This window comes from Spongiibacter marinus, from assembly GCF_016906995.1.
Lineage (GTDB): Bacteria > Pseudomonadota > Gammaproteobacteria > Pseudomonadales > Spongiibacteraceae > Spongiibacter > Spongiibacter marinus.
Genome location: NZ_JAFBBD010000003.1, coordinates 413,093 through 434,688, shown reverse-complemented (window position 1 = coordinate 434,688; position 21,596 = coordinate 413,093). Strand labels below are relative to the sequence as shown.

Here is a 21,596-nt window from a genome sequence, read left to right as displayed (position 1 = left end):
CGCAATAAAACAATAAATAACAATGTTTTAGCATATTGTTCACCCCACCTTGACATGGTGGGGGTCGGTGGTTCGAATCCACTCGGTCGTACCAAATTTAAAGGCTCGCCTATGGCGGGCCTTTTTCATTTCTGGCTTTTCTTCGGGGCTAACTGGGCGCTCAGTCTGAGCAGTCATCGCCAAAATCTATCATTTTAATACTAATAATCGATTTCATCTTTTTTCTGTCTGCAGGCTTACTAGTCGTGCCTGGACTGAAAAGCGCGTTGTCGCGTTTTGCGGAATAGGGAAAGAATGCTGCTGAACGCTGATTGACGACCTTGGTCAGAAAGCTGTGCTAGGTTCAAGGGCAGGTGGTGTTGCTAAAAAAATGAATACGCTGACTTAAATAATGGAGATCGACGATGACTGGTTCTTCTACCTCGGGTGGTAAATGCCCGGTAATGCATGGCGCGAATACACGCCAAGAAACGCAGGTTGCATCCTGGTGGCCCAATTCGCTGGATCTGGACTTGCTTCACCAGCACGACCGCAAGAGCAATCCAATGGCTGAGGATTTCAACTATGCAGAGGCGTTTAAGCAGCTGGATCTGGAGGCGGTTAAGAGTGACCTCAAGGCATTGATGACGGACTCGCAAGATTGGTGGCCTGCCGACTGGGGGCACTACGGTGGTCTGATGATTCGCATGGCCTGGCACGCTGCTGGCACCTACCGCATTGCCGATGGACGTGGCGGTGCGGCTACCGGTAACCAGCGCTTCGCCCCCCTAAATAGCTGGCCTGATAATGCCAATCTGGATAAGGCTCGGCGCCTGTTGTGGCCAATCAAGAAGAAATACGGCAACAAGCTGTCTTGGGCAGACCTGATGATTTTGGCCGGCAATATGGCTTATGAGTCGATGGGGCTGAAGACCTATGGTTTCGCCGGCGGGCGCGAAGATATTTGGCACCCGGAAAAGGATATTAATTGGGGGTCTGAGAGCGAATGGCTTGGCAAGGGCCAAGACCGTATGAATAGTGATGAGCGCGGCGCGCTCGACAATCCCCTCGCGGCAGTGCAAATGGGCCTGATTTACGTGAACCCAGAGGGCGTTGATGGCAAGCCCGACCCGCTAAAAACTGCTGAAGATGTTCGCCTTACCTTTGCGCGCATGGCAATGAACGACGAGGAGACCGTAGCACTCACCGCTGGCGGTCACACGGTGGGTAAATGTCACGGCAATGGCGACGCGGAAGCCCTCGGCCCCGAGCCGGAAGGTGCCGATGTTGCTGAGCAGGGCTTGGGCTGGCGTAACCCCAATGGAAGCGGGGTAGGCCGTGACGCTGTGACCAGTGGTCTTGAGGGGGCCTGGACAACCAACCCCACCCAGTGGGACAACGGCTACTTCTACCTGCTGTTTACCTACGACTGGGAGCTGAAAAAGAGCCCGGCTGGCGCCTGGCAGTGGGAACCAATAGACATCAAGGAAGAAGACAAGCCGGTTGATGCCAACGACCCGTCGCAGCGCCATAATCCGATTATGACTGATGCCGATATGGCGATGATTAAAGACCCCGCCTATCGCGTTATTGCCGAGCGGTTCTACAAAGATCCGGCGTATTTTTCCGAGGTGTTCGCCCGCGCTTGGTTTAAGTTAACGCACCGCGATCTAGGGCCAAAAAGCCGTTATCTGGGCGCTGACGTGCCTGCCGAGGACTTGATTTGGCAAGACCCAATTCCGGCGTCAGAAACCCGCTTGTCTGAAGGTGACGTGGAAGCCTTGAAGCGCGCTGTACTTGCCAGTGGCTTGACAGTATCTGAGTTGGTCGCCACCGCTTGGGACAGTGCGCGCACCTTCCGAAACTCGGATTGTCGCGGCGGGGCGAATGGTGGCCGTATTCGCTTGGCACCTCAGCGTGACTGGGCGGGCAACGAGCCAGAGCGCCTTAACAAAGTGTTAACTACCCTCGAGAAGGTTCGCGAAGCGCAGGGCGTATCGGTGAGCATGGCAGACCTCATTGTACTGGCCGGTAGCGCGGCTGTTGAACAAGCCGCACAAAACGCCGGGGTGGCAGTCACTGTGCCGTTTTCACCCGGGCGCGGTGATGCCACCGCAGAGATGACAGACATTGAGTCTTTCGCGGTATTGGAGCCGCTGCACGACGCTTTCCGAAATTGGCTGAAAGCTGACTTCACGGTGTCCGCCGAAGAGTTGATGTTGGACCGCAGTCAGTTGCTGGGGCTCAGTGCACCGGAAATGACGGTCTTGATCGGCGGGATGCGTGTGTTGGGCGCGAATGCCGGTGGGAGCCAGCACGGCGTGTTTACCGACCGCGTGGGCAGTTTAACTAACGAATTCTTTGTCACGCTAACCGATATGCGTTACGCCTGGAAGCCGGTCAGCGACAACCTGTTCGAGCTGCGTGACCGCGCTAGTGGCGAGGTGAAGTGGACGGCGACACGCGTTGACTTGGTGTTCGGTTCGAATTCGATTCTGCGCTCCTATGCCGAGGTTTATGCCCAGGACGATGCCAAGGAAAAATTTGTCCGCGACTTTGTCGCGGCGTGGGTGAAGGTGATGAATGCGGATCGATTTGATCTGCAATAACTGCTGCTAGACCCATGCTTTGGCTTGAAGACGCGCCCCGGCGCGTCTTTTTTGTTGCTCACAGTACTGCGGCTTGTGCGGCCTAGCTATTGCTGCGTCCGGCATCGCTTGGCCGGTTCATATTCTTAAAGCGCTCGGCCTGATCGGAGAAATCCACTCTTTCAGCATGGCATTGTTCGAACCAGCCTTTAACGCTGCGCCGGCCTCGCTGTAAGTAGCCGTGCAGGCTTGCGCGGAGGTTCGCAGGAATAAGTGCGTACAACACCTGGTCCTGCTCTCCATCAAAGGCAAAACGAATTGCGTTGCTGCTTTGCTCGCTCAGTCGCTGATAGAGGTCGGTGGGCGGGCGGGGGTTGTCGCAGGGCACCACCAAAACCTGCGCGTGGGATGCGCCCTCAAGCCCGGCCAGGATCCCTGCCAAAGGGCCGGGGAAGTCGGGAAGTGTGTCGGGCAGGGGGCGTCCATAGTCCCGGTAGCGGTCGCTATTGCGGTTGCAGCTTACCAACACTTCATGGGCATTCTCAGCAAGCGCATCGACAATGTGGGCGATGAGCGGTCGGCCTTGCCAGTCCAGCAGGCCCTTGTCTTTGCCCTGCATTCGGCGCCCCTGTCCGCCAGCCAGAATTAACAGGCTATAGGGTTGGGCGGCATTGGTTTCTGGCATTGAGGAAAACCCTGTTTTATCCATGAGTTCGGCGTGTTCGCTGCCTATGTTAGGGCTGTGCTGTGCTATCATGCCAGCGTTTTTTAGCGCTGTCGGATACTCTCCCTATGACAACCCTGCTTGCCATCGATGCTTCAACATCGGCGTGTTCTGTTGCGCTGATGCATGAAGGGCAGGTGTACGAAGATTTTCGTATGCTGCCTCGCGCCCACACGCGATTTTTACTGCCCATGGTGGATGAGATGTTAGCTGCGCATTCACTGCCGCTCGCGCAGATGGATGCACTGGTTTTTACGGCAGGCCCAGGTTCTTTTACGGGCTTGCGGGTGGCCATTGCCACGGTGCAGGGCTTGGCTTTTGCGGCGGAATTGCCAGTAGTGCCGGTTTCAACCCTGGCGGCGATGGCGCAGTTCTACGCTGAGCGAGAGGGCGTGGCCGAAGGCGCAATGATATTACCGGCGCTGGATGCGCGCATGGACGAGGTGTATTTCGGTCGCTATCAGTACCGCGATGGCATGGTTGCACCGCTAAACGCTGATCAGTTGCTGCCACCTGAGCAAGTCGACAATACGGCTGCGGGCGCAGCGGGTATCGGCGATGGCTGGACCTATGCAGAGCGCTTTGGCGATGCCCCGCCAGCCACTGTTGACCAAACGATCCTGCCGAGTGCCGCCGCCGCGCTGCAGCTGGCAAAGCCAGATGTGTTGGCAGGGAAGGTGTTGCCTGCCGAGCAGGCCCAGCCGGTTTATTTACGCGAAAGCGTGGCATGGAAGAAGCAATAATCAGTACCTTATAAACAATAGAAAATCAGTCACAGTGTGGGCTGGCCCGAGGCCCTTCTCACACTACAATTGCACTGGCATAAACAGCCTCAAGCAAATTCGATAGATAGGAAAGCGTGTAATGGATGCACTGCAAGCGGTGATATTAGCGGCAATTCAAGGCTTAACGGAGTTTTTGCCGATCTCCAGTTCCGGGCATTTAGTCCTGCCGCAAACCTTGCTGGGCTGGGAAGATCAGGGCCTTGCTTTTGATGTTGCCGTGCATGTGGGGTCGCTGTTGGCGGTGCTGGCGTATTTTCGTAAAGACGTTAGCACACTGCTTACCGCCTGGACGCAAAGTGTGGTGGCACGGCAACACAGCGCCGACAGCCGGCTTGCATGGATGGTGATTGTGGCAACACTGCCCGCCGTGGTTGCCGGGCTGATCTTTAACGATATTATCGAGCAACACCTGCGCGGCGGGGTGGTGCTGGCAACAACGACGTTAGTGTTTGGCGTGATTCTCGGTTTGGTTGATCGCTACTCGAGCCACAGCCGCAGTATTGCTGATATCGGCCTGCGCATTGCGTTGTTAGTTGGCTTCGCACAAGCGCTGGCGTTGGTGCCGGGCACGTCGCGATCGGGGATCACCATGACCGCGGCATTGTTATTAGGCTTGGGGCGCAGCGATGCCGCGCGCTTCTCCTTCCTGTTGTCCATGCCCATTATTGCGGCGGCGGGTAGTTATAAATTACTGGAATTACTGCAGCATGGCAGTGATGTCGCCTGGCAGCTGCTGGCAATCGGTCTGGCCGTTTCGGCGGTAACAGCCTACGCCTGTATCAGCGTATTTATGAAGTGGGTGGAGCGAGTCGGCATGATGCCCTTTGCCATATACCGAGTGGTACTGGCGATCATTATCTACGCTGTCGTGCTAGCCTGATTGAGTAGCATAGCAACGCGGAGAAACAAAACGGGTGACGGTGATGAAGGCAGCATTTTTAGGTTTGGGTGTGATGGGCTTTCCGATGGCGGGGCATGCTGCGAAGGCCGGGCTAGACCTGCGCGTATACAACCGCAGTGTGGAAAAAGCCCAACGCTGGCAAGCGACCTATTCCGACTGCGTTGCCGCAAGCGTCGCGGATGCGGTGGCAGGTCGCGACGTTGTCGCAGTCTGTCTGGGGGCCGACGCTGATGTGCGCGAGGTGCTGTGTGGCGAACAAGGCGTGTTTGCCCATATGCCGCGTGGCGGTGTTGTGGTCGACCATTCCACCACCTCTGCCGAGCTGGCAAGAGAGATGGCGCAGGCCGCCACACGAGCCGGCCTGCAGTTTGTTGATGCACCCGTATCGGGTGGCCAAGCGGGAGCGGAGTCCGGCAAGCTGACAATAATGGCGGGCGGTGAGCCGGCCGCTTTCGCCAAGGCTGAGCCGTTATTACAGTGCTATGCGGCGCGGTACCGTCTTCTTGGCGCGGTTGGCAGTGGTCAGTTGGCTAAAATGGTCAACCAGATCTGCATTGCCGGCCTGCTGCAGGGTCTGGCGGAAGGAATGAACTTTGGTCAGCGCGCAGGCTTGGATATGTCGGCGGTTGTGGATGTGATCAGCGCGGGTGCCGCCCAGTCCTGGCAGATGGATAATCGAGCGGAAACCATGCTGGCCGGGGAATTTGACTTTGGCTTTGCCGTGGACTGGATGCGCAAGGACCTGTCGTATGTACTCGACGAGGCGCGTCGGCAGGGCAGCAGTCTGCCTGTGACGGCCTTGGTCGACCAATTTTACGCACAGGTGCAAAGCCTGGGCGGCGGTAGGAAAGATACATCAAGTTTGCTGTTAGCACTGCAGGCTTCGCAGCAACACGCACGTTCTTCCAGCGACAAGGGTTAGCGAGTGATCGGATTGAATATGGATAAGCAAACGTTTAACCAGCAGTTGATGGCATTTTTAGATGCCAGCCCGACGCCTTTTCACGCGGCGAGCAATATGGCTGCAGCGCTGGACGCCGCGGGGTTTATCGCGCTGGATGAGCGTGATGATTGGTCGCTTGAAGCGGGCAAGGGCTACTATACCCTGCGCAACGGCGCTTCAATTGTGGCGTTTCGAGTGGGTCAGGGTGATGTTGCCCAGCAGGGCTGGAAGATGGTCGGTGCCCACACTGACAGCCCCTGCTTGAAGGTGAAGCCCAACCCGGTACTGCACAAGAAGGGGTATTTTCAGCTCTGTGTGGATGTGTACGGCGGCGCGCTGCTCAACCCCTGGTTTGATCGCGACCTAGGCCTGGCAGGCCGCATTAGCTATCGCAGCCAGGATGGCGAGTTACGTAATCGCCTGATTAACACCGAGCGAGCGATTGGCTGTATTCCCAGCTTGGCGATTCATTTGGACCGAGAGGCCAACAGTAACCGTAGTATCAATGCCCAGACCGATCTGCCGGTATTGATCAGTCAGCCTGAGAAAGCCCCCGACTTCAACGCTCTGCTCAAACAGTTGCTGATTGAGCAGGGCGGTAGTGATGTCGACACGGTTTTAGACTACGAACTGAGCTTTTACGACGTGCAGGGCGCTGCCCTAATCGGGCTTGAGCAGGAGTTTATTGCCAGTGCGCGTTTGGACAATCTGCTGTCTTGTTTTATCGGCTTGCAAGCCTTGCTGTCGGCACCCTCCGATCAACACAGTGTGCTTGTCAGCAACGACCATGAAGAAGTTGGCAGTATGTCGAGCAGTGGTGCTCAGGGGCCCATGTTGGAGTCGGTGTTGCGCCGTATTGCCGGAGATGAAAGCCGCTGGCAGCGGGCCATTGCTCATTCTTTAATGATCTCGGCAGACAATGCGCACGGTGTTCACCCCAATTTCAGTGACCGTCACGACGCGAATCATGGGCCGCTGCTGAACCGCGGCGCCGTAATAAAAATTAACGTCAATCAGCGCTACGCCACCAACAGTGAAACCAGCGCGGCCTTCCGACATCTATGCCAGCAGTGTCAGCAGCCGGTGCAGAGTTTTGTGGTGCGCAGCGACATGGCTTGTGGAAGCACCATCGGGCCGATTACATCGTCTGCACTGGGTGTGGCAACGTTGGATATCGGTGTGCCGACCTTTGCTATGCACTCAATACGTGAGCTTGCTGGCGCCGATGATGCGGTTGGATTGAGTCAGGTACTGGCAGCATTCTACGCGCGGCAATAGTGCTGCGCGCAGAACGCCCCATGGCGCAAATGTGTTACTCGCCCTTGAAGCTTGGCTTGCGGCGCTCTACAAACGCGGCCAAGCCCTCTTGACCATCCGCGCTGCCCACGCAGTGTGAAATTCCGCGGCTCTCCTGTTCGAGCTGGCATTCCAGTCCGTTTTCGTAGCTGCTCAGCAGCAGTGCGCGTGCGCGCGCATAGGCTTCGGTAGGGCCCGCTGCGAGTTGCGCGGCAATCTTGTCGGTTTCCGTAGCGAGGTCCTCGTCGGCAACCACCTTGGTGAGCAATCCCCAGTCCAGCGCCTCGGCAGCACTGAGAACGCGGTTGGTGTAAATCAACTCCTGCGCGCGGCGCAGGCCGACCAAGCGCGGCAGCCAGGTGGTCGAGCCGCCATCCGGGCTGACCGCTATGCCGGTGTAGGCCATAGTGAACTTGGCCTTTTCGGAAGCCAGCACAATATCGCCAGACATCGCTAGGCTAAAACCGGCGCCGGCGGCAGTGCCATTTACCGCGATAATCAGCGGCGCGCGCATACGGGCAAAACGCGAGTTGGCGGCGTGCAGGTTGGCGGTAATTTCTTTAATCAGTTGCGGTGCCTCATCGCCCGCTTGATGAAAGCTTTGTACATCGCCGCCGGCACAAAACATTTTGCCGTCAGCAGTGAGCACGACCGCGCGCACATCGGAATTGCTGTCACATAAAATGGCCGCTTGCGCCAGCTCCTGAGCCATTTGTAGATTTAGGCTGTGTGCCGCGTCGGGGCGGTTTAGCGAAATGCGAGCGATACCGTTTTCAAGTTCGAAGCGCAGGGTGTCAAATTGGCTCATGTCAGTGCTTGCCTATTGTTGTGAATGAACGTGGCGCGGGGCCAGATAGTGGGGAAAGAAGGGTAGTGCAGCGCTGTAGTCGGGTCAACGAGTATACTTTCGACGATTCTGTAACGTGAGGGGAAACTGTGCGGATTTTGCTATTGTCGGCCTACCACGCGAATAGCCACAAAGCCTGGGCTGACGGCCTGATGGCGGCGATGCCAGCACATCAGTGGACGGTGCTGACGTTGCCGCCGCGCCATTTTAGCTGGCGATTACGCGGTAATAGCCTGAGTTGGGCAATGTTGCAAAGTGAACGGCTAAATGCCGATTACGATCTGCTGGTCGCCACATCGATGACCGATTTATCTGCTCTGCGAGGCTTATGCCCATCGCTTTGCCACTTACCGACGCTGGTGTATTTCCACGAAAACCAGTTCGCCTACCCCGTGAGCGCGCAGCAGCGACAGGGCGTTGAACCTCAGATGCTAAATTTGTACACCGCCCTGGCGGCAGACAAGGTGCTGTTCAATAGCGACTATAACCGCCAAACGTTTATCGAGGGCGCCGATAGGCTGCTGGCGAAGTTGCCGGACTTCAGCCCGCGCAGTGAGGTGATGAATCGGCTTAGCGACAGCGAGGTGCTGCCAGTGGGTATTGCACCGCCAGCACCAGCGGCGCCGCGCTTGCCGGGCGAGCGCTTGTCGGTGTTGTGGAATCACCGCTGGGAATACGATAAAGGCCCGGAGCAATTGCTCTCGGTATTGCAGGCCTGCGAGCGCGCCGCCTTGCCTCTCGACATACACATCATTGGCCAGCAGTTTCGCAAACGCCCCAAGGTCTTCGGTGACATTGAGCGCTTGCTTAACCGCAGCCAGTCGCTGGTTTGCGAACATTTTGGTTACGTGGAAAGCCGCGAACAGTACGAAAAACTCTTGGCCGCCAGTGATGTGGTGCTGTCGACGGCGCTGCACGATTTTCAGGGTTTGGCAGTGATGGAGGCTGTCGCGGCGGGCTGCCGACCATTGTTGCCAGCGCGCTTGTGTTACCCGCAGTGGTTTGATGCGCCGTATTTATACGACAGCGCCCTGGATGCGCCTGCTGTCGAAGCGGAGTCGGCCTGCGAAGCGCTGGCCGCACTGCTGGCAGAGAAGCGCTGCGGGGCGCTACAGACGCCCGATATTTCCGACTTATATTGGCCGTGTATCGCCGTGGAGTATCAGCATCATTTCGATGCGCTTTGCCGCTAAGCGGCGGTGACAGCGCATCTGGCAGTCAGTATCATAGGCGGCTTTTCGTTTTCCGTGAATACAGGACAGCATCATGGCCAAGCCCCGGGTTCTCACCGGTATTACCACCACTGGCACGCCGCATTTGGGCAACTATGTTGGGGCAATTCGCCCTGCAATTGCAGAGAGTCAGTCCACCGAGCAAGACAGTTTTTTCTTTCTGGCCGACTACCACGCATTGATCAAATGCCAGGATCCGGCGGCGGTGCATCAGTCTGCCCGTGAGATTGCGGCTACGTGGCTGGCGTTGGGCCTGGATACGGATCGCACAACCTTTTATCGCCAGTCTGATGTGCCGGAAATCACGGAGTTGATGTGGGTGCTCAACTGTGTGGCGAGCAAGGGGTTGATGAACCGTGCCCACGCCTATAAGGCGGCGGTGCAGGACAACCAAGAAAAAGGCGAGGACGCCGATTTCGGTGTGACCATGGGGCTGTTCTGTTACCCGGTGTTAATGGCGGCAGATATCCTGATGTTTAACGCGCAGCGTGTGCCGGTGGGGCGTGATCAAACCCAGCACTTGGAAATGGCGCGCGATATTGCTCAGCGTTTTAACCATATTTACGGTGAAACATTTGCCCTGCCAGAGGCCGTTGTCGATGAAGACGTGGCGGTGCTCAGTGGCTTGGATGGCAGAAAAATGAGTAAAAGCTACGGCAATACCATTCCGCTGTTTTTACCTGAGAAAAAACTCAAAAAACACATCAATAAAATCAAAACCAATCTGCTGGAGCCGGGTGAGCCCAAAGACCCAGATGACTCAACGGTTTTTCAAATTTGGCAGGCCTTTGCCAATGCCGAGCAAACGGCGTACATGCGCCGTGAGTTTGAAAACGGTATTGCCTGGGGCGAGGCTAAAAAGCAGTTATTTGAATTGATCAACGATCAAATTTCTGCGGCGCGCGAGCGTTACGATGCCATGCTCAACGACGGCAGTTACCTCGATGCTGAGCTGGCCAAAGGCGCAGAGAAAGCCCGCGCCGAGGCGGCAACGATGCTTGATAAAGTGCGCTGTGCGGTGGGTTTGTCACGCTTCGGCTAATGATGCGTTGCGTTTAGCTGCTGCGCTGCTGATGGCAATACCCAGCGCGATTGCAGCAGCACCTGCCCACGCCCCTGGCGGGTATTGCTCGCCAAGTAACGAAGCGGATATCAACATACTGACTGAGGCCGCCACGTAGCCCAGCTGGCTGAGCAGTACGGGGCCGCCGCGTTGTTGCAATCGGAATATCAGCGGCGCAGTTGCTGCTGCAATCAGTAACTGCGCGCTGCTTAGCGCCGGTGCCAAGCCAAACTGAAAAAGGCTTTGGGGCCCACTGGTAGCGATAAGTAGCAGCAAGTAGCTGAGGCTGGCAAAACCGTGGCTCCACAGAGCGAGCTCGTCTGCCGCGGCGCCGGGTGGCCAGTCCCAGCTGCGGTAGATATTTCCCGCGGCAAGAAGCATCGGAATACACAATGCCAGCAGCATATATCCCAGCTCGGGCGCATCGGCGGCGCTGCCACGCGAGACGCTGACCACCACGGCCCCCAACAAACCTAACACCACGCCCAATACGCCCAGACCGCTGGTGGTTTGCTGGCGCAATAGCGCGGCAAAAACGAGTGTGAACAGCGGTGACAGGGCAAACATCAATCCTGTATAGCCCGCCCCACTGTGCGGCACACTGATTACCAGCAATAGGTTCGGTGCAGCAAAACTGAGTGGCCCGGCGATAAGGCAGTAGCGCAGGCGCTGGCCGTGTGGCCGCTGTAAACGGCCTTGTAACCAGAGCGCAGGAAACAGGGCTATGACGGCGCCAAGGGACGTGAGCATCGCCCAAAAAAGCGGGCTCAAGCCGTTGGCCGATGCCAGCTTTGCCATCGGAAAGCTGAGGCCAATCAAGGTCCCGGACATCAGGAGTAGCCGTGAGGCGTCCAATTTTTGCGGCGACTGTTGGGCCCCTTCCATTTCAGGACACCTCCGCAGCGCCGCGCCCGGCGTAGGCGATTGCTGACAGGGGTAAGCGCGGGCGCCGAGTCTCCTGGTTGCGCAGCGTCGCGGGTAAGTCGTTCGCTTGGCCTAGATAGCCTACTGCTACCGCGACCTGCAGCTGCCAGTGATTGGGGAGCAACTGTGCAGAAACGGCCCGCTCGCGGTGGATACCTGCCATGGCATGCGTTTGCAGGCCAAGGTGCTCTGCTTGCAGTGCCAGCTGCATCCATGCCGCGCCACAGTCAAATTGGTGGTAGGGCAGAGCGCGAGTTTTTCCGTCGTTTTGGTGTTCAGGTGTTGATGCGATCAGGATCAGTGCGGAGGCCTGTTGCGCCCAGCTGCGATTGAATTCGTCCAGCACCGAAACAAAGCTTTGCCAGTATTCGTCGCTGCGCAGGCTGTAGACGAACCGCCAGGGCTGGCTGTTATAGGCCGACGGGGCCATGGCAGCCGCTGAAATCATCGACTCTATCTGCTTGTGGTCCACGCCGCGGTCTGAATACGCGCGCGGAGACCAGCGCCGTTTAATGGCGGGCAGCATATCCGCTGGGGTGTTGAGAGAGGGGGTGGACATATCAGTGCTCCTTGCTCTGGGGCAGTAAAGGGATCGCGATGGGGCGCAGAGGGGCAGCATCGGCGCCGCGCAGTCGCAGCCCGGCCGCGATGAATGCGAACTCGTACACCCGGTCCTTTGCCAACTCCTCAAGGTAGGCGAGTTCGATAATGGGAACCCCGCGTTGTGCAAGCAGGTAGGTGTGCACGGGGACATAGTCGCTGTCGAGCTCAGAGGGAAAGGCTTCCAGACTGAGGTTATCGGCGCCGACCACCATTACGCCGGCGTCTTCGGCGAGATACTTGGCCGCTTCCAGGCCGAGTCCGGGCGGAGAGTCCATGTAGGCCGCGGCGCGCTCGTAACGTTGCATGCGGCCGGTTCTAAGTAGCACAACGTCGCCTGGCTGCAGTTGCAGGCGTTGGCGAGCAAGGCTAGCGAGGATGTCGTCTTTCGTAATGCGGTAGCCGTCTGGCAGCATCGCCTGTTGGTGCAGAGCGGCGATATCCAGCATTACGCCGCGGGCGACGATGGGGGGGAATTTTTCAACGCCGCCACGTTGCCAGCCGCGATCGCCAAGGTATTTCGCCGCCGGGAAGCCGTTCCATATTTTGCCATTGAGGCCAAAGTGACTCAGTGCGTCGATATGTGTGCCGGTGTGGCTATACATGGAAATAGCCGAGCCGCTGTAGCTGACGTGGCGGTTTTTCTGCTCTCCTTGCTTAAGCGGGTCGTCAATGACGGTGCCGCCTGGGGTGTGGGTCATCCACAGTCGGTAGTGCGGGTCGCCGGCGGCCTGCCAGCTGGGCATGCCGATGTAATAGTCCACCGATAGATCGTAGATGCGCTGGCTGGTCAGGCGCATAAAAATAGCGGCGCGCTGTTCGGCATTCATGGTGTTGAGCTGGCCTATTTCATCTGTTGCGCCCCATGGGCTAATACCCACATCTCGTTCTGCGTGGGCGTGGCTTAGCAACGCGGCGAACAGCAGCAGTAGGGTGAGGCGTTTCATGCTTTGGTCTCCTGACGTACAAACAGGTGGCCAGCCTAGCGCGCTGAATTGTTTTTATAATCCGCCTTATTGGAATAATATTGTTTCCAAATTAAATATAATTGGTGGCCTATGCTGGATGACATCCATGTTTTTGCTCAGGTGGTCGATGCTGGAAGTTTTACCGAAGCGGCAACACGGCTGAATATATCCAAGTCGCTGGTTAGCAAGCAGGTGAGCCGCCTTGAAGCGCGCTTGCAGCTTCGCTTACTCAATCGCAGTACGCGCAGTTTGAGCCTAACGGACGCCGGGCGTCGCTTTTATTCACGGTGCCGGGGTGGCTTGCAGGAGATTGATGCCGCCATAGAAGACCTCGCGCTTATGCGCGACGAGCCGGCGGGTTTGCTGCGCATAAACCTGCCAATGTCATTTGGGGTGATGCATGTTTCGCCCTTGCTGCCGGCGTTACAGCAGCGCTTTCCTGAGCTCGATCTGGAGGTCAATTTAGATGATCGCAAGGTCGAACTCATTGAACCGGCCTTTGATGTGTCTATCCGTATTAGCGATCTTGCAGACTCCAGCATGGTGGCTCGGCGCTTGGGGCCCTGTCGGCACCTGTTGGTGGCTTCTCCAGAGTATGTAAAAGCGAACCCGCTGGGTGACGTGGCTGGATTGGCAGAGCATCGAATTCTAAGTTATCGCCATCAACAGTCGTCAACCGAGTGGCACTTTACCCACCCTGAGCACGGTCACCAGAGTGTGCGTTTGCGCCCGGTAGCAGAGCTGAATAACAGCCTTGCAATCAAACAGATGGCGGTCCAGGGGGGAGGCATTGCGCGAATGCCGAGCTTTGCCGTTGCTGAGGATATTTGCGAAGGTCGTTTGCAACAAGTATTGGCGGGCTATCAATGCCCGGAGCTGTCAATCTTTGCCGTGTATCCGGTGCGGCGCTACCTGCCTCCGAAGGTACGTGTTTTTATCGATTTTATGTTGGAGCACATTGGTGAAAACCCGGCCTGGGACAGCGCCTTGACGCTCTCAAATCAACACTAAAAACGTGCAGACAGCGAGATGCCCAAGGGGCCGAGGGTGAGTGTTGTGCCATTGCGATGGCGCAGCGAGAGCTCGAAGCGCTCCGAGTCGGACCGAAGCTGCAACTTTGGCAGCCGCTGCGCGGGCACAATCGCTGAGCGTATGGTCTCCGGGGTCACGGTAACCTGGTCGAGCGACTGGCCGGCAAAATCGCGTTCAGTCTGGGCGCTGGCTGCGCTACTGAGCATTAGTATTAACAGGGCTGTAAATATGGCGGTGTATGTCATCGCTGCTCTCCGAATTCGCGGTGTCGCTGGTTACTGACTATTGCGAAATTGCCGAACAGAGAAAATACGGGAAGCGCGGGAAGGTGACCTGGGTCTCGCTGTGTTTGGGTAAGTCGCAGCGTAGCTATGGAGTTATACCTAGGCAGGGTAAGCCCCTGCCCAGGCTATCGGGGCTAGAAATTGACGCCAAGCTCAACAAAGACGCTGCGGGGCTCGCCGATAAAGTAACGGTAGTTGCCAAACGCATAGTCGGCGCGCTCTGCGTAGTCGACATCCTCAATGTTATTTACCCGCACCACGCTGTAGACGTGCTCACCGTAGTGCTGCACCCAGCGAGCATGAAGCAGTGTGTGCCCGGGGTAGCGGAAGCGGTTGTCGGCTTCGAGGAAGTACTCACTCTGGTGCACGGCTTCAAGGCTGAGCACCGTGCTTGGGGTGGCCTGCCAGACGAGTTGTGTGCTGGCGAGCTGACGTGGGGCAGTGTCGAGTTCGTTGCCGGCTTTGGTCAGTGCATCGTTGTCGTACTGGTGCTTGCCGTAGCTGCCTTGCAGGCGCCAAAGCAGCTGCTCGGTGAGCGCCCAGTTCACTTCAAGTTCCAGGCCGCGGCTTTCTGTGCGCCCGCCGTTTACATTCTGGCGGTTGCTGTCTTGAATAATGACGTCGTCTTTTTGCAGCCAGTACACCGCACTTCGATAGCTGAAATTCTGCCACTCGCCGCGCAGTCCTATCTCTGCACTATTCAGCAGCTCTTCCTCCAGTTTGGATGTGAGCTGCTGATTTTGCAGGCGATAGAGTTCACTGGCCTGAGGCGCCCGAAAGCCGTGGGCGAGGTTGGCGGTAAAGCTGTGATGGGCGTTTAACTGGTGGACCACTCCGCCGTGGAAAGACCAATTTCTAAAACGTTCGCTTTGGTCGTCTGGCCGCGCGTAGCGACAGGCACCGTTGCCCGTTGCACAGGGGGTGCCATCGTCGGCGGTGTTGCCGCTAATCATGCGGTTGTCGTAGTCGTAAAACTGAATATCGTAACGCCCGCCGAAGTTCAGGCGAGTTGTATCGCTGACCTCGTAGTCACCGCCAACAAACCAAGCGAAATAGCGGGCATCGACTTCGTAGTCGTAGTGTTTTCCCTGGGGGAAAGGGCCAAAGCCGGCGCTGTCCTGCTGCTGCTCCAGGTAGGCTTGGCTCAGTTCCATGTCAAAGCCGTTGTGCAGGGTAAGTTTGTCGCTGCTTTGCTGGTAGAACGCCGTTTGCACACCGACGCTGCGCTCGCCATTTTCTTCAAGCGGGGTGCCGGGAAGAAAATGCTGTAGAAAGCTCATATCGGTGTAGCGCAGATACGGCGTGACTACAAAGTGGCTGTCTTGGGTGCCATCGCGTTCAAAACGGCTGTAGAAGCGCACATTTTTGCTATTGCGGTATGCGTCGGGGTTGGGGTTTTCACGCTTGCGGCTGTCGTCTTTGTAGGCGTCTTTGCCGAGCACGTATCCCGCGGTTTCTTGTTGCAAGTTTGCCGCGGATAGCAGCGACTGCACCGACCAGACTGCGCCGCTGTAGTTGTGACGTAGCGACAGCTTTTGCTGGTCATAGCCAGAATCATCTTTGTAACCGCCATCACTGCTGCCGTGTGCGCTAATGCGATAGCCGTGCTTGCCCACGGTGTTGCTATGGCTAAACTTGAGGCGGCCGTAGTCATTGGGGCCGCCTTCCGCGGCGATCTGCGTTTCTGGTGTTTCGCTTGGCGCCCGGCTGACAACGTTGATAACGCCATTGAGGGCGTTGCTGCCGTGCACGGCAGTACCGGGGCCGCGAATCACTTCAATGCGGGCCGCTTGTTCGCCGTTTACATCAAAAAGTTGGTTGACGTTGCAGAAGCCAGGGCCGCGCAGCGGGATACCGTCTTCAGCGAAGTAGAACGCGCCACAACTTCCCGCGCCTGTGAGCACCCCGGAGCGAATCGCGGTGAGGTGTTCCTGACCGTTGCCGCGGCTTATCCACACCCCCGGCGCACGGCTCAGTAGCTCGCTAATGTGGGTATGACCGATTCGGTCGAGGCTGTCTTGGTCTATCACGCTGATAGCGACGCTTAAATCCTGCGGGTCGCGCTCGGTTCGGCTAGCCGTAACGGACACTTGCTCCATCGTTGTGCTGGTGCTTGGTGCCTGATCCGCCCAGAGTAGAGGGCTCATACCCGCCAGCAGCAGGCTTAGTGGGCGCAGTCTTACAAGATTCATTCGGTTCGATCCCGTTAGTGTCAGGGTGGCTAGTAGCAGGGTGAATATTACACGATTCGGATGAACAAGCCTTCAGATGAGGCAAGTACGTCGTCGCCATCACGGCACTCACCGTGGGCGATAATTTTGCGCTCACCGATATCTTCCAGCCACGTGTCGAAGCGCAGCGTTTTGTATAGCGGGACAGGACGCCGGTAATTGACCTTCAGCGATGCGGTATAGCCCGGGGTGCCATTGCGCAGGCAGGCAAAGGCCAGTAATTGGTCGAAAACCAGGCTCGTCACGCCGCCGTGCACGCTATTTGGCGGGCCCTCGTGACGTTTGCCAAAGCAGATATCACTGACTACGCGGTCATTCTCTACCACAACTTCCATATCGGGAGAGTACGCATTGTAGCGGCCGGTGGCAGGGCCGTAGGGCAGGGCCTCGCGCAGCTCATCACCAAACTCCATATTGAAATAGGGCATGATCTTCTCGCCCTGGTGAGCACTGAGCTGATCGTTCAGCGCTTCCACCTGGCTGGCAAGTTCAGCGAGCCGCTCCGCATCGGCGTTAACGTCAATGCTGAGTTCCAGACTTTCCTGTAGCGCCCGACTGAGGCGAAGCAATTGCGATGAGGCAGTATTGGCCGACATGTGTCCGTCGTTCCTTATTGTAATGACTAAATAAAACAAGAGCCGCAGTGTAATAGGACGCAGCCTCGCTGCAAAGGCTTCGCTGGGTGTGCGCTGTTTTCGCGCAACCGGGATTGGTTGCAATTACCAGCGCTGCTGGGTGACATGCGTAAAATGAGGGGGAGGCGTAGTTGAGTATTTGATTGCTCTGGGGCGGGGTATTTTGCGGCTATGGTAAATCGTTATTTAAATAGTTAAAGTTTTACTCTAGGTATTCGCTCTCTTGAATACGAGTTCTACCGTGGGGCTGCCCCCGTCGATGGCGGCGGCTTATTGCCGGTAGTGGTTAATTACATAGGAAGTATAAAGATGTTTCTTCAAGGATTGAGGTTCTGCCTGACTGGCAGGGCGGTATTTGTTGTTTTATCAATTACCCTGATTGTCGGTTGTGGCGGATCGGGCGGTGGCTCTGGTGAGACAAGTCGTCCTCCGTCCGGCTATCTTGCTGATCACTCAGTGTCCTCTACGTACGAGCTAACGCGGGCCAACGTTCCAGTGGTGGCAGAAACGCTGCGGTTTGAAACGATGGGGGCCATTTTTATTTTTGATGAATTACGCAAACTATATCCGCAGCCGATGCCGACCTTTCAACTTAAAAATACCCGCAGGAAGGTCGCTTGTGATCACTCTGGTTATGTGATGGTCACCATCAAGGATCGTGGCGCAACGATCGCTCAGGACTATGAGAATTGCAAAGATAGTGAAGATGGTGTGCTTATCAGTGGCACACTCCGATCATATATTCACGATGTAGACAACGCTGCCAAGACCTATAAGGCCACCATTGAGTATGTCGATTACAGCGGCTCTCAAGATGGAGAGCGTACCACTCGCAGCACTATTCAAGTGTTTTCAGTGAGCGTTGACGAAAATAACATCCTGTTTGTTGAAACAGAAAGCCATGGCACCACGTTTGATTCCGGTGTTGGTGAGGAATATGAGAGCAATCTTCGTTTTACCTCAATTTATTATCGGCTACCGGATGCTTTTTTCGGCGTTCCTGAAATAAACGGTTACATGGATTATCAGAACAGCGGAGCCGTGTTGCTGTCGTCTCAAGCGGATGGAGTGTTGACGACCATAGCGGGATTCGGTGATGAGCGAGCCGCCTTTAAATTGTTTTTGAATCATTACGGCATTGGTTTTACAACGGCTGACGGTGAGCAGTTCAGCGCCGGCGTAGCAATGGATAAGGTGTCGGAGGTCGATGCATTTTCTGCCAGTAATAGCGCTCCTGAAGCGAAGTCGTGGGTGAATAACAAGGTGTTTTACGCTGATGAGAATGCCCCGATCGTTTTGGCACTCGACAACGCCTTTTATGATCCTGACCTGGATTTGCTGAAGGTGGATGTGACTGTGCAATGCCAGCCTGAAAATGCTGACGTCAGTGTTGACTTCCAGGAACCCTTTAAGATGACGGTGACCACTGATACCTTCGGCTCTTATACACTCTATGTGGTCGTCACCGATGCTCAAGGCAGGTCGGCCCATGCCTCTTTCCCCTTCCAGTACTGGGCAGAGGAAGGGGCTGAAAATAACGAGCCAAAGGTTTGTAGCACACCCCCCCCATCGCTTCCCATCGGGATATTTGCCGAGTAATGCTGGAATTGGGCGAGGAGGGAGTGCTGATCGCTCCTCGTCGAAAGGGCGCTAATTGGCCCAAAATCTTTCGGCGATAAGGCTTCCCGCCAGTTTTATCCAAAGCAATGGATTTGCCGAACAGCGCAAGAACTTGCGAGGCTTGGTAATTCGCCAACTTGGAAATCGCGTAATGAGGGTAAAGCAAGAGATGGTACCAGAGGCCGGACTCGAACCGGCACGCCCGTGAAGGCAAGGGATTTTGAATCCCTCATGTCTACCAATTTCATCACTCTGGCATTGAGGAGGCGGGATTATAGCAGCCTTGTTTAATCGGTCAATCCATCGGCTAAAAAAATTGCGGTTTTCGCGCTAAATGTCGATGAATGGAGTCCGAAAGCGATTTCCGTTAATCTTGCGGCCTTTATTTTTAGTGATCGAGAGTATGCAGCGCCGCGACTTTTATTTTGATCTGCCTGATGAACTGATTGCGCGTTATCCTGCCCAGCAGCGCGACGGGAGTCGCCTGTTGGTGTTACAGGGTGACGGCAGGCTCGAGCACCGGCAGTTTCCTGATTTACTCGACTATCTGCGCGAGGGGGATTTGCTGGTATTTAACGACACCAGAGTGATTCCCGCGCGGCTATTTGGCGCAAAGGAATCAGGTGGTCGCATTGAGATATTGATCGAGCGCCTGATCGATGAACATCATGCTCTGGCCCATATACGGGCGAGCAAATCGCCGAAGGCGGGCAGCCGCTTGTTCCTGGCCGAGGATGCGGAGGCGCCAGTTGGCAGTGATGCGGTTGAGGTGCTTGGCCGCCAAGGTGCCTTGTTTCAGTTGTGCTTTGATGCGCCGTTGTTAGAGCAACTCAATACCTATGGCCACATGCCGTTGCCGCCTTATATCGACCGTGCGGACGACGCAGAGGATCAGCAGCGCTACCAAACGGTGTACGCTAAACGCGATGGTGCGGTAGCCGCGCCGACGGCGGGTCTGCATTTTACCGAGGACTTTCTCGCGGCATGTAAGGCAAAGGGCGTCGAACAAGCCTTTGTGACGCTGCATGTCGGGGCGGGAACCTTTCAGCCGGTGCGTGCAGATGACATTCGCGATCACGAGATGCACGCTGAGTATATTGAGGTGTCGGCCGACGTCGCCCAGCAGGTCAGGGCAACTCGCGCCCGTGGCGGGCGTGTGGTCGCCGTGGGTACCACCAGTGTGCGCAGCTTAGAGAGCGCTTCCCAGAGTGGTGAAATTGCGGCATTTTCCGGTGATAGTCGAATTTTTATCTACCCTGGCTATCAGTTTAAGAGCGTGGATGCCTTGTTTACCAACTTCCACCTCCCGGAGTCCACGCTCATTATGCTGGTCAGCGCCCTAGCTGGTCAGGCGCCGGTAATGGCGGCCTACCGCGAAGCGGTGGCCGAGCGTTATCGTTTTTTCAGTTATGGTGATGCCATGCTGGTTTTCCCCACTTTGCAGCAGGAGTCCATAAATGACTGATGCCTCTTCTACCTCTGATACTGGCAGCAGTCGTGATGATTGCCGAATGCAGTTCAGTCGCAGTGCCCAAGACGGCCTGGCGCGACGCGGCGAATTAAGCTTTCCGCGCGGCAAGGTGCAAACGCCTGCCTTTATGCCGGTAGGTACCTACGGCACGGTAAAAGGAATGCTGCCACGGGATATCCACGAGATCGGTGCGGAAATCATACTGGGCAATACCTTTCACTTAATGCTGCGCCCCGGTACAGAGGTGGTGAAAGCCCACGGTGATCTGCATGACTTTATTGGCTGGGAAGGGCCGATACTGACTGACTCGGGGGGCTTTCAGGTATGGAGTTTGGGCAAGCTGCGCAAAATTAGTGAAGAGGGCGTGTCTTTTCAGTCGCCGGTCGATGGCAGCAAGGTGTACATGGATCCGGAGCGCTCAATGGAAGTGCAGCGCGAGTTGGGCTCCGATATCGTTATGATCTTCGATGAGTGCACGCCATACCCTGCAACAGAGGCGGAAGCGCGCAGCTCTATGGAGCTGTCATTGCGCTGGGCAGAGCGCAGTAAAAGCGCCCACGAAGGCAATGATGCCGCCTTATTTGGGATCATCCAGGGTGGCATGTACCCCGAGTTGCGCCGCGAATCCCTGGCGGGTCTTCAGGATATTGGCTTTGATGGCTATGCCATCGGCGGGCTGTCGGTTGGCGAGCCCAAAGAGGAAATGCTCAAAGTCCTGGATGGTATTGCGGACCATCTACCAGAGCAGCAGCCCCGCTACCTGATGGGCGTTGGCAAGCCCTCCGACATTCTTGAAGCCGTGATGCGCGGTGTCGACATGTTTGACTGTGTGATGCCAACCCGTAATGCCCGCAATGGCCACCTGTTCACTTCAACGGGGGTCATTAAGATTCGCAACGCGGTTCATCGCCACAGTGACCAACCGCTCGATGCGAATTGTGACTGCTATACCTGCCAAAATTTTTCCCGAGCCTACCTGCATCATTTGGATAAATGCCGGGAAATATTGGGCGCCCAGCTCAACACCATTCATAACCTGCGGTACTATCAAAACCATATGGCGGCAATTCGCCAGGCAATAGAGCAAGGCCGCTTGGCCGAGTTTGCCGAGGAATTCTACGCAAGTCAGGATGGTAGGGCGGATGTATAAGCTGGTGTTTTTTGTCCCCGTCTCGCATTTGGAGGCGGTGAAAGACGCGGTTTTCGCTGCCGGTGCGGGGCGCCAGGGCGAGTATGAACACTGCTGTTGGCAGACGTTGGGTTATGGTCAATTCAAGCCTGGTAGCACTGCCCAGCCGTATATTGGCGAGTCGGGGAAATTAGAGGTAGTACCCGAATATCGCGTAGAAATGGTGTGCGAGGCCTCGGCGCTTAAGAATGTGGTTCACGCCTTGCGACGTGCCCACCCATACGAAGAGCCGGCCTTTGATGTCACCGAAACAGTGGATGGCCTGTAGTGGGTCGAGAGAGTAG

General features: G+C 56.4%; 21 protein-coding genes and 1 tRNA gene. 13 read left to right on the top strand and 9 right to left on the bottom strand.

Annotation, left to right across the window (positions count from 1 at the left end; all coding sequences use genetic code 11):
- Both HNR64_RS06605 and katG read left to right on the top strand, forming a co-directional pair.
- On the top strand, window positions 1-198 hold a 198-nt coding region (locus HNR64_RS06605; RefSeq protein ID WP_204995725.1), incomplete at its 5' end, for a hypothetical protein.
- 206 nt (window positions 199-404) lie between these two features.
- Complete coding sequence (gene katG / locus HNR64_RS06600) at window positions 405-2,588, top strand: catalase/peroxidase HPI (protein ID WP_204995724.1); 2,184 nt, start codon at window positions 405-407, stop codon at window positions 2,586-2,588.
- Between the two features lie 82 nt (window positions 2,589-2,670).
- Here the strand turns inward: katG and mobA are convergent, their stop codons facing one another.
- Complete coding sequence (mobA, locus tag HNR64_RS06595; protein WP_204995723.1) at window positions 2,671-3,252, bottom strand: molybdenum cofactor guanylyltransferase MobA; 582 nt, start codon at window positions 3,250-3,252, stop codon at window positions 2,671-2,673.
- Between the two features lie 107 nt (window positions 3,253-3,359).
- Between mobA and tsaB the strand changes: the two genes are divergently transcribed.
- From tsaB to HNR64_RS06575, 4 genes are all read left to right on the top strand, one after another.
- Window positions 3,360-4,034, top strand: coding sequence for a tRNA (adenosine(37)-N6)-threonylcarbamoyltransferase complex dimerization subunit type 1 TsaB (tsaB, locus tag HNR64_RS06590; protein WP_204995722.1), 675 nt, complete (start codon window positions 3,360-3,362; stop codon window positions 4,032-4,034).
- 121 nt (window positions 4,035-4,155) lie between these two features.
- Window positions 4,156-4,956, top strand: a complete 801-nt coding sequence (locus HNR64_RS06585; protein WP_027872785.1) for an undecaprenyl-diphosphate phosphatase — start codon at window positions 4,156-4,158, stop codon at window positions 4,954-4,956.
- 43 nt (window positions 4,957-4,999) lie between these two features.
- Entirely contained in the window at window positions 5,000-5,899 is a 900-nt protein-coding gene (locus tag HNR64_RS06580; protein ID WP_204995721.1) for an NAD(P)-dependent oxidoreductase, read from the top strand.
- Window positions 5,900-5,917: 18 nt separating this feature from the next.
- Complete coding sequence (locus HNR64_RS06575; RefSeq protein WP_204995720.1) at window positions 5,918-7,198, top strand: M18 family aminopeptidase; 1,281 nt, start codon at window positions 5,918-5,920, stop codon at window positions 7,196-7,198.
- A gap of 34 nt (window positions 7,199-7,232) precedes the next feature.
- Here HNR64_RS06575 and HNR64_RS06570 read toward each other — a convergent pair whose 3' ends face one another.
- Complete coding sequence (locus tag HNR64_RS06570) at window positions 7,233-8,024, bottom strand: enoyl-CoA hydratase/isomerase family protein (RefSeq protein WP_204995719.1); 792 nt, start codon at window positions 8,022-8,024, stop codon at window positions 7,233-7,235.
- 128 nt (window positions 8,025-8,152) lie between these two features.
- Between HNR64_RS06570 and HNR64_RS06565 the strand changes: the two genes are divergently transcribed.
- Window positions 8,153-9,256, top strand: coding sequence for a tRNA-queuosine alpha-mannosyltransferase domain-containing protein (locus HNR64_RS06565; protein WP_204995718.1), 1,104 nt, complete (start codon window positions 8,153-8,155; stop codon window positions 9,254-9,256).
- A 73-nt stretch (window positions 9,257-9,329) separates the two neighbouring features.
- Window positions 9,330-10,337, top strand: a complete 1,008-nt coding sequence (locus HNR64_RS06560; RefSeq protein ID WP_204995717.1) for a tryptophan--tRNA ligase — start codon at window positions 9,330-9,332, stop codon at window positions 10,335-10,337.
- Here the strand turns inward: HNR64_RS06560 and HNR64_RS06555 are convergent.
- From HNR64_RS06555 to HNR64_RS06545, 3 genes are read right to left on the bottom strand one after another with little or no spacing between them, the layout of a single operon-like run.
- The gene (locus HNR64_RS06555; protein ID WP_204995716.1) at window positions 10,323-11,243 is read right to left on the bottom strand and encodes a DMT family transporter; all 921 of its coding nucleotides are present in this window, start codon (window positions 11,241-11,243) and stop codon (window positions 10,323-10,325) included. The two genes, HNR64_RS06560 and HNR64_RS06555, sit on opposite strands and share 15 nt — an antisense overlap.
- A gap of 1 nt (window position 11,244) precedes the next feature.
- Window positions 11,245-11,841 carry a nitroreductase family protein gene (locus HNR64_RS06550; protein WP_204995715.1) on the bottom strand — a complete coding sequence of 199 codons (597 nt, stop codon included), beginning with the start codon at window positions 11,839-11,841 and terminating at the stop codon, window positions 11,245-11,247.
- Between the two features lies 1 nt (window position 11,842).
- Window positions 11,843-12,829, bottom strand: a complete 987-nt coding sequence (locus tag HNR64_RS06545; RefSeq protein ID WP_204995714.1) for a cyclase family protein — start codon at window positions 12,827-12,829, stop codon at window positions 11,843-11,845.
- Between the two features lie 111 nt (window positions 12,830-12,940).
- Here HNR64_RS06545 and HNR64_RS06540 point away from each other — a divergent pair, with 111 nt between their 5' ends.
- Complete coding sequence (locus HNR64_RS06540) at window positions 12,941-13,861, top strand: LysR family transcriptional regulator (RefSeq protein ID WP_204995713.1); 921 nt, start codon at window positions 12,941-12,943, stop codon at window positions 13,859-13,861.
- Here the strand turns inward: HNR64_RS06540 and HNR64_RS06535 are convergent.
- From HNR64_RS06535 to HNR64_RS06525, 3 genes are all read right to left on the bottom strand, one after another.
- Window positions 13,858-14,127: a hypothetical protein gene (locus tag HNR64_RS06535; RefSeq protein ID WP_204995712.1), complete on the bottom strand. Its 270-nt coding sequence runs from the start codon at window positions 14,125-14,127 to the stop codon at window positions 13,858-13,860. The two genes, HNR64_RS06540 and HNR64_RS06535, sit on opposite strands and share 4 nt — an antisense overlap.
- Window positions 14,128-14,300: 173 nt before the next feature.
- Window positions 14,301-16,358 (bottom strand): TonB-dependent receptor, encoded by a 2,058-nt coding sequence (locus tag HNR64_RS06530; RefSeq protein ID WP_204995711.1) that lies wholly within the window; start codon window positions 16,356-16,358, stop codon window positions 14,301-14,303.
- Window positions 16,359-16,405: 47 nt separating this feature from the next.
- Window positions 16,406-16,993 (bottom strand): PaaI family thioesterase, encoded by a 588-nt coding sequence (locus HNR64_RS06525; RefSeq protein WP_204995710.1) that lies wholly within the window; start codon window positions 16,991-16,993, stop codon window positions 16,406-16,408.
- 348 nt (window positions 16,994-17,341) lie between these two features.
- On the opposite strand from HNR64_RS06525, the gene HNR64_RS06520 reads away from it, so the two are divergent.
- Window positions 17,342-18,631 carry an Ig-like domain-containing protein gene (locus HNR64_RS06520; protein ID WP_204995709.1) on the top strand — a complete coding sequence of 430 codons (1,290 nt, stop codon included), beginning with the start codon at window positions 17,342-17,344 and terminating at the stop codon, window positions 18,629-18,631.
- A gap of 191 nt (window positions 18,632-18,822) precedes the next feature.
- Here the strand turns inward: HNR64_RS06520 and HNR64_RS06515 are convergent.
- Window positions 18,823-18,909: transfer RNA gene (locus tag HNR64_RS06515), tRNA-Leu, on the bottom strand.
- A 146-nt stretch (window positions 18,910-19,055) separates the two neighbouring features.
- Here HNR64_RS06515 and queA point away from each other — a divergent pair.
- The 3 genes from queA to HNR64_RS06500 are packed head-to-tail and all read left to right on the top strand — an operon-like array spanning window position 19,056 to window position 21,580.
- Window positions 19,056-20,117: a tRNA preQ1(34) S-adenosylmethionine ribosyltransferase-isomerase QueA gene (gene queA / locus HNR64_RS06510; RefSeq protein WP_204995708.1), complete on the top strand. Its 1,062-nt coding sequence runs from the start codon at window positions 19,056-19,058 to the stop codon at window positions 20,115-20,117.
- A 46-nt stretch (window positions 20,118-20,163) separates the two neighbouring features.
- Window positions 20,164-21,273, top strand: coding sequence for a tRNA guanosine(34) transglycosylase Tgt (tgt, locus tag HNR64_RS06505; protein WP_204995750.1), 1,110 nt, complete (start codon window positions 20,164-20,166; stop codon window positions 21,271-21,273).
- The gene (locus HNR64_RS06500) at window positions 21,266-21,580 is read left to right on the top strand and encodes a YqfO family protein (protein WP_204995707.1); all 315 of its coding nucleotides are present in this window, start codon (window positions 21,266-21,268) and stop codon (window positions 21,578-21,580) included. Before tgt ends, HNR64_RS06500 begins: the two co-directional genes overlap by 8 nt.
- Window positions 21,581-21,596 lie beyond the last annotated feature (16 nt).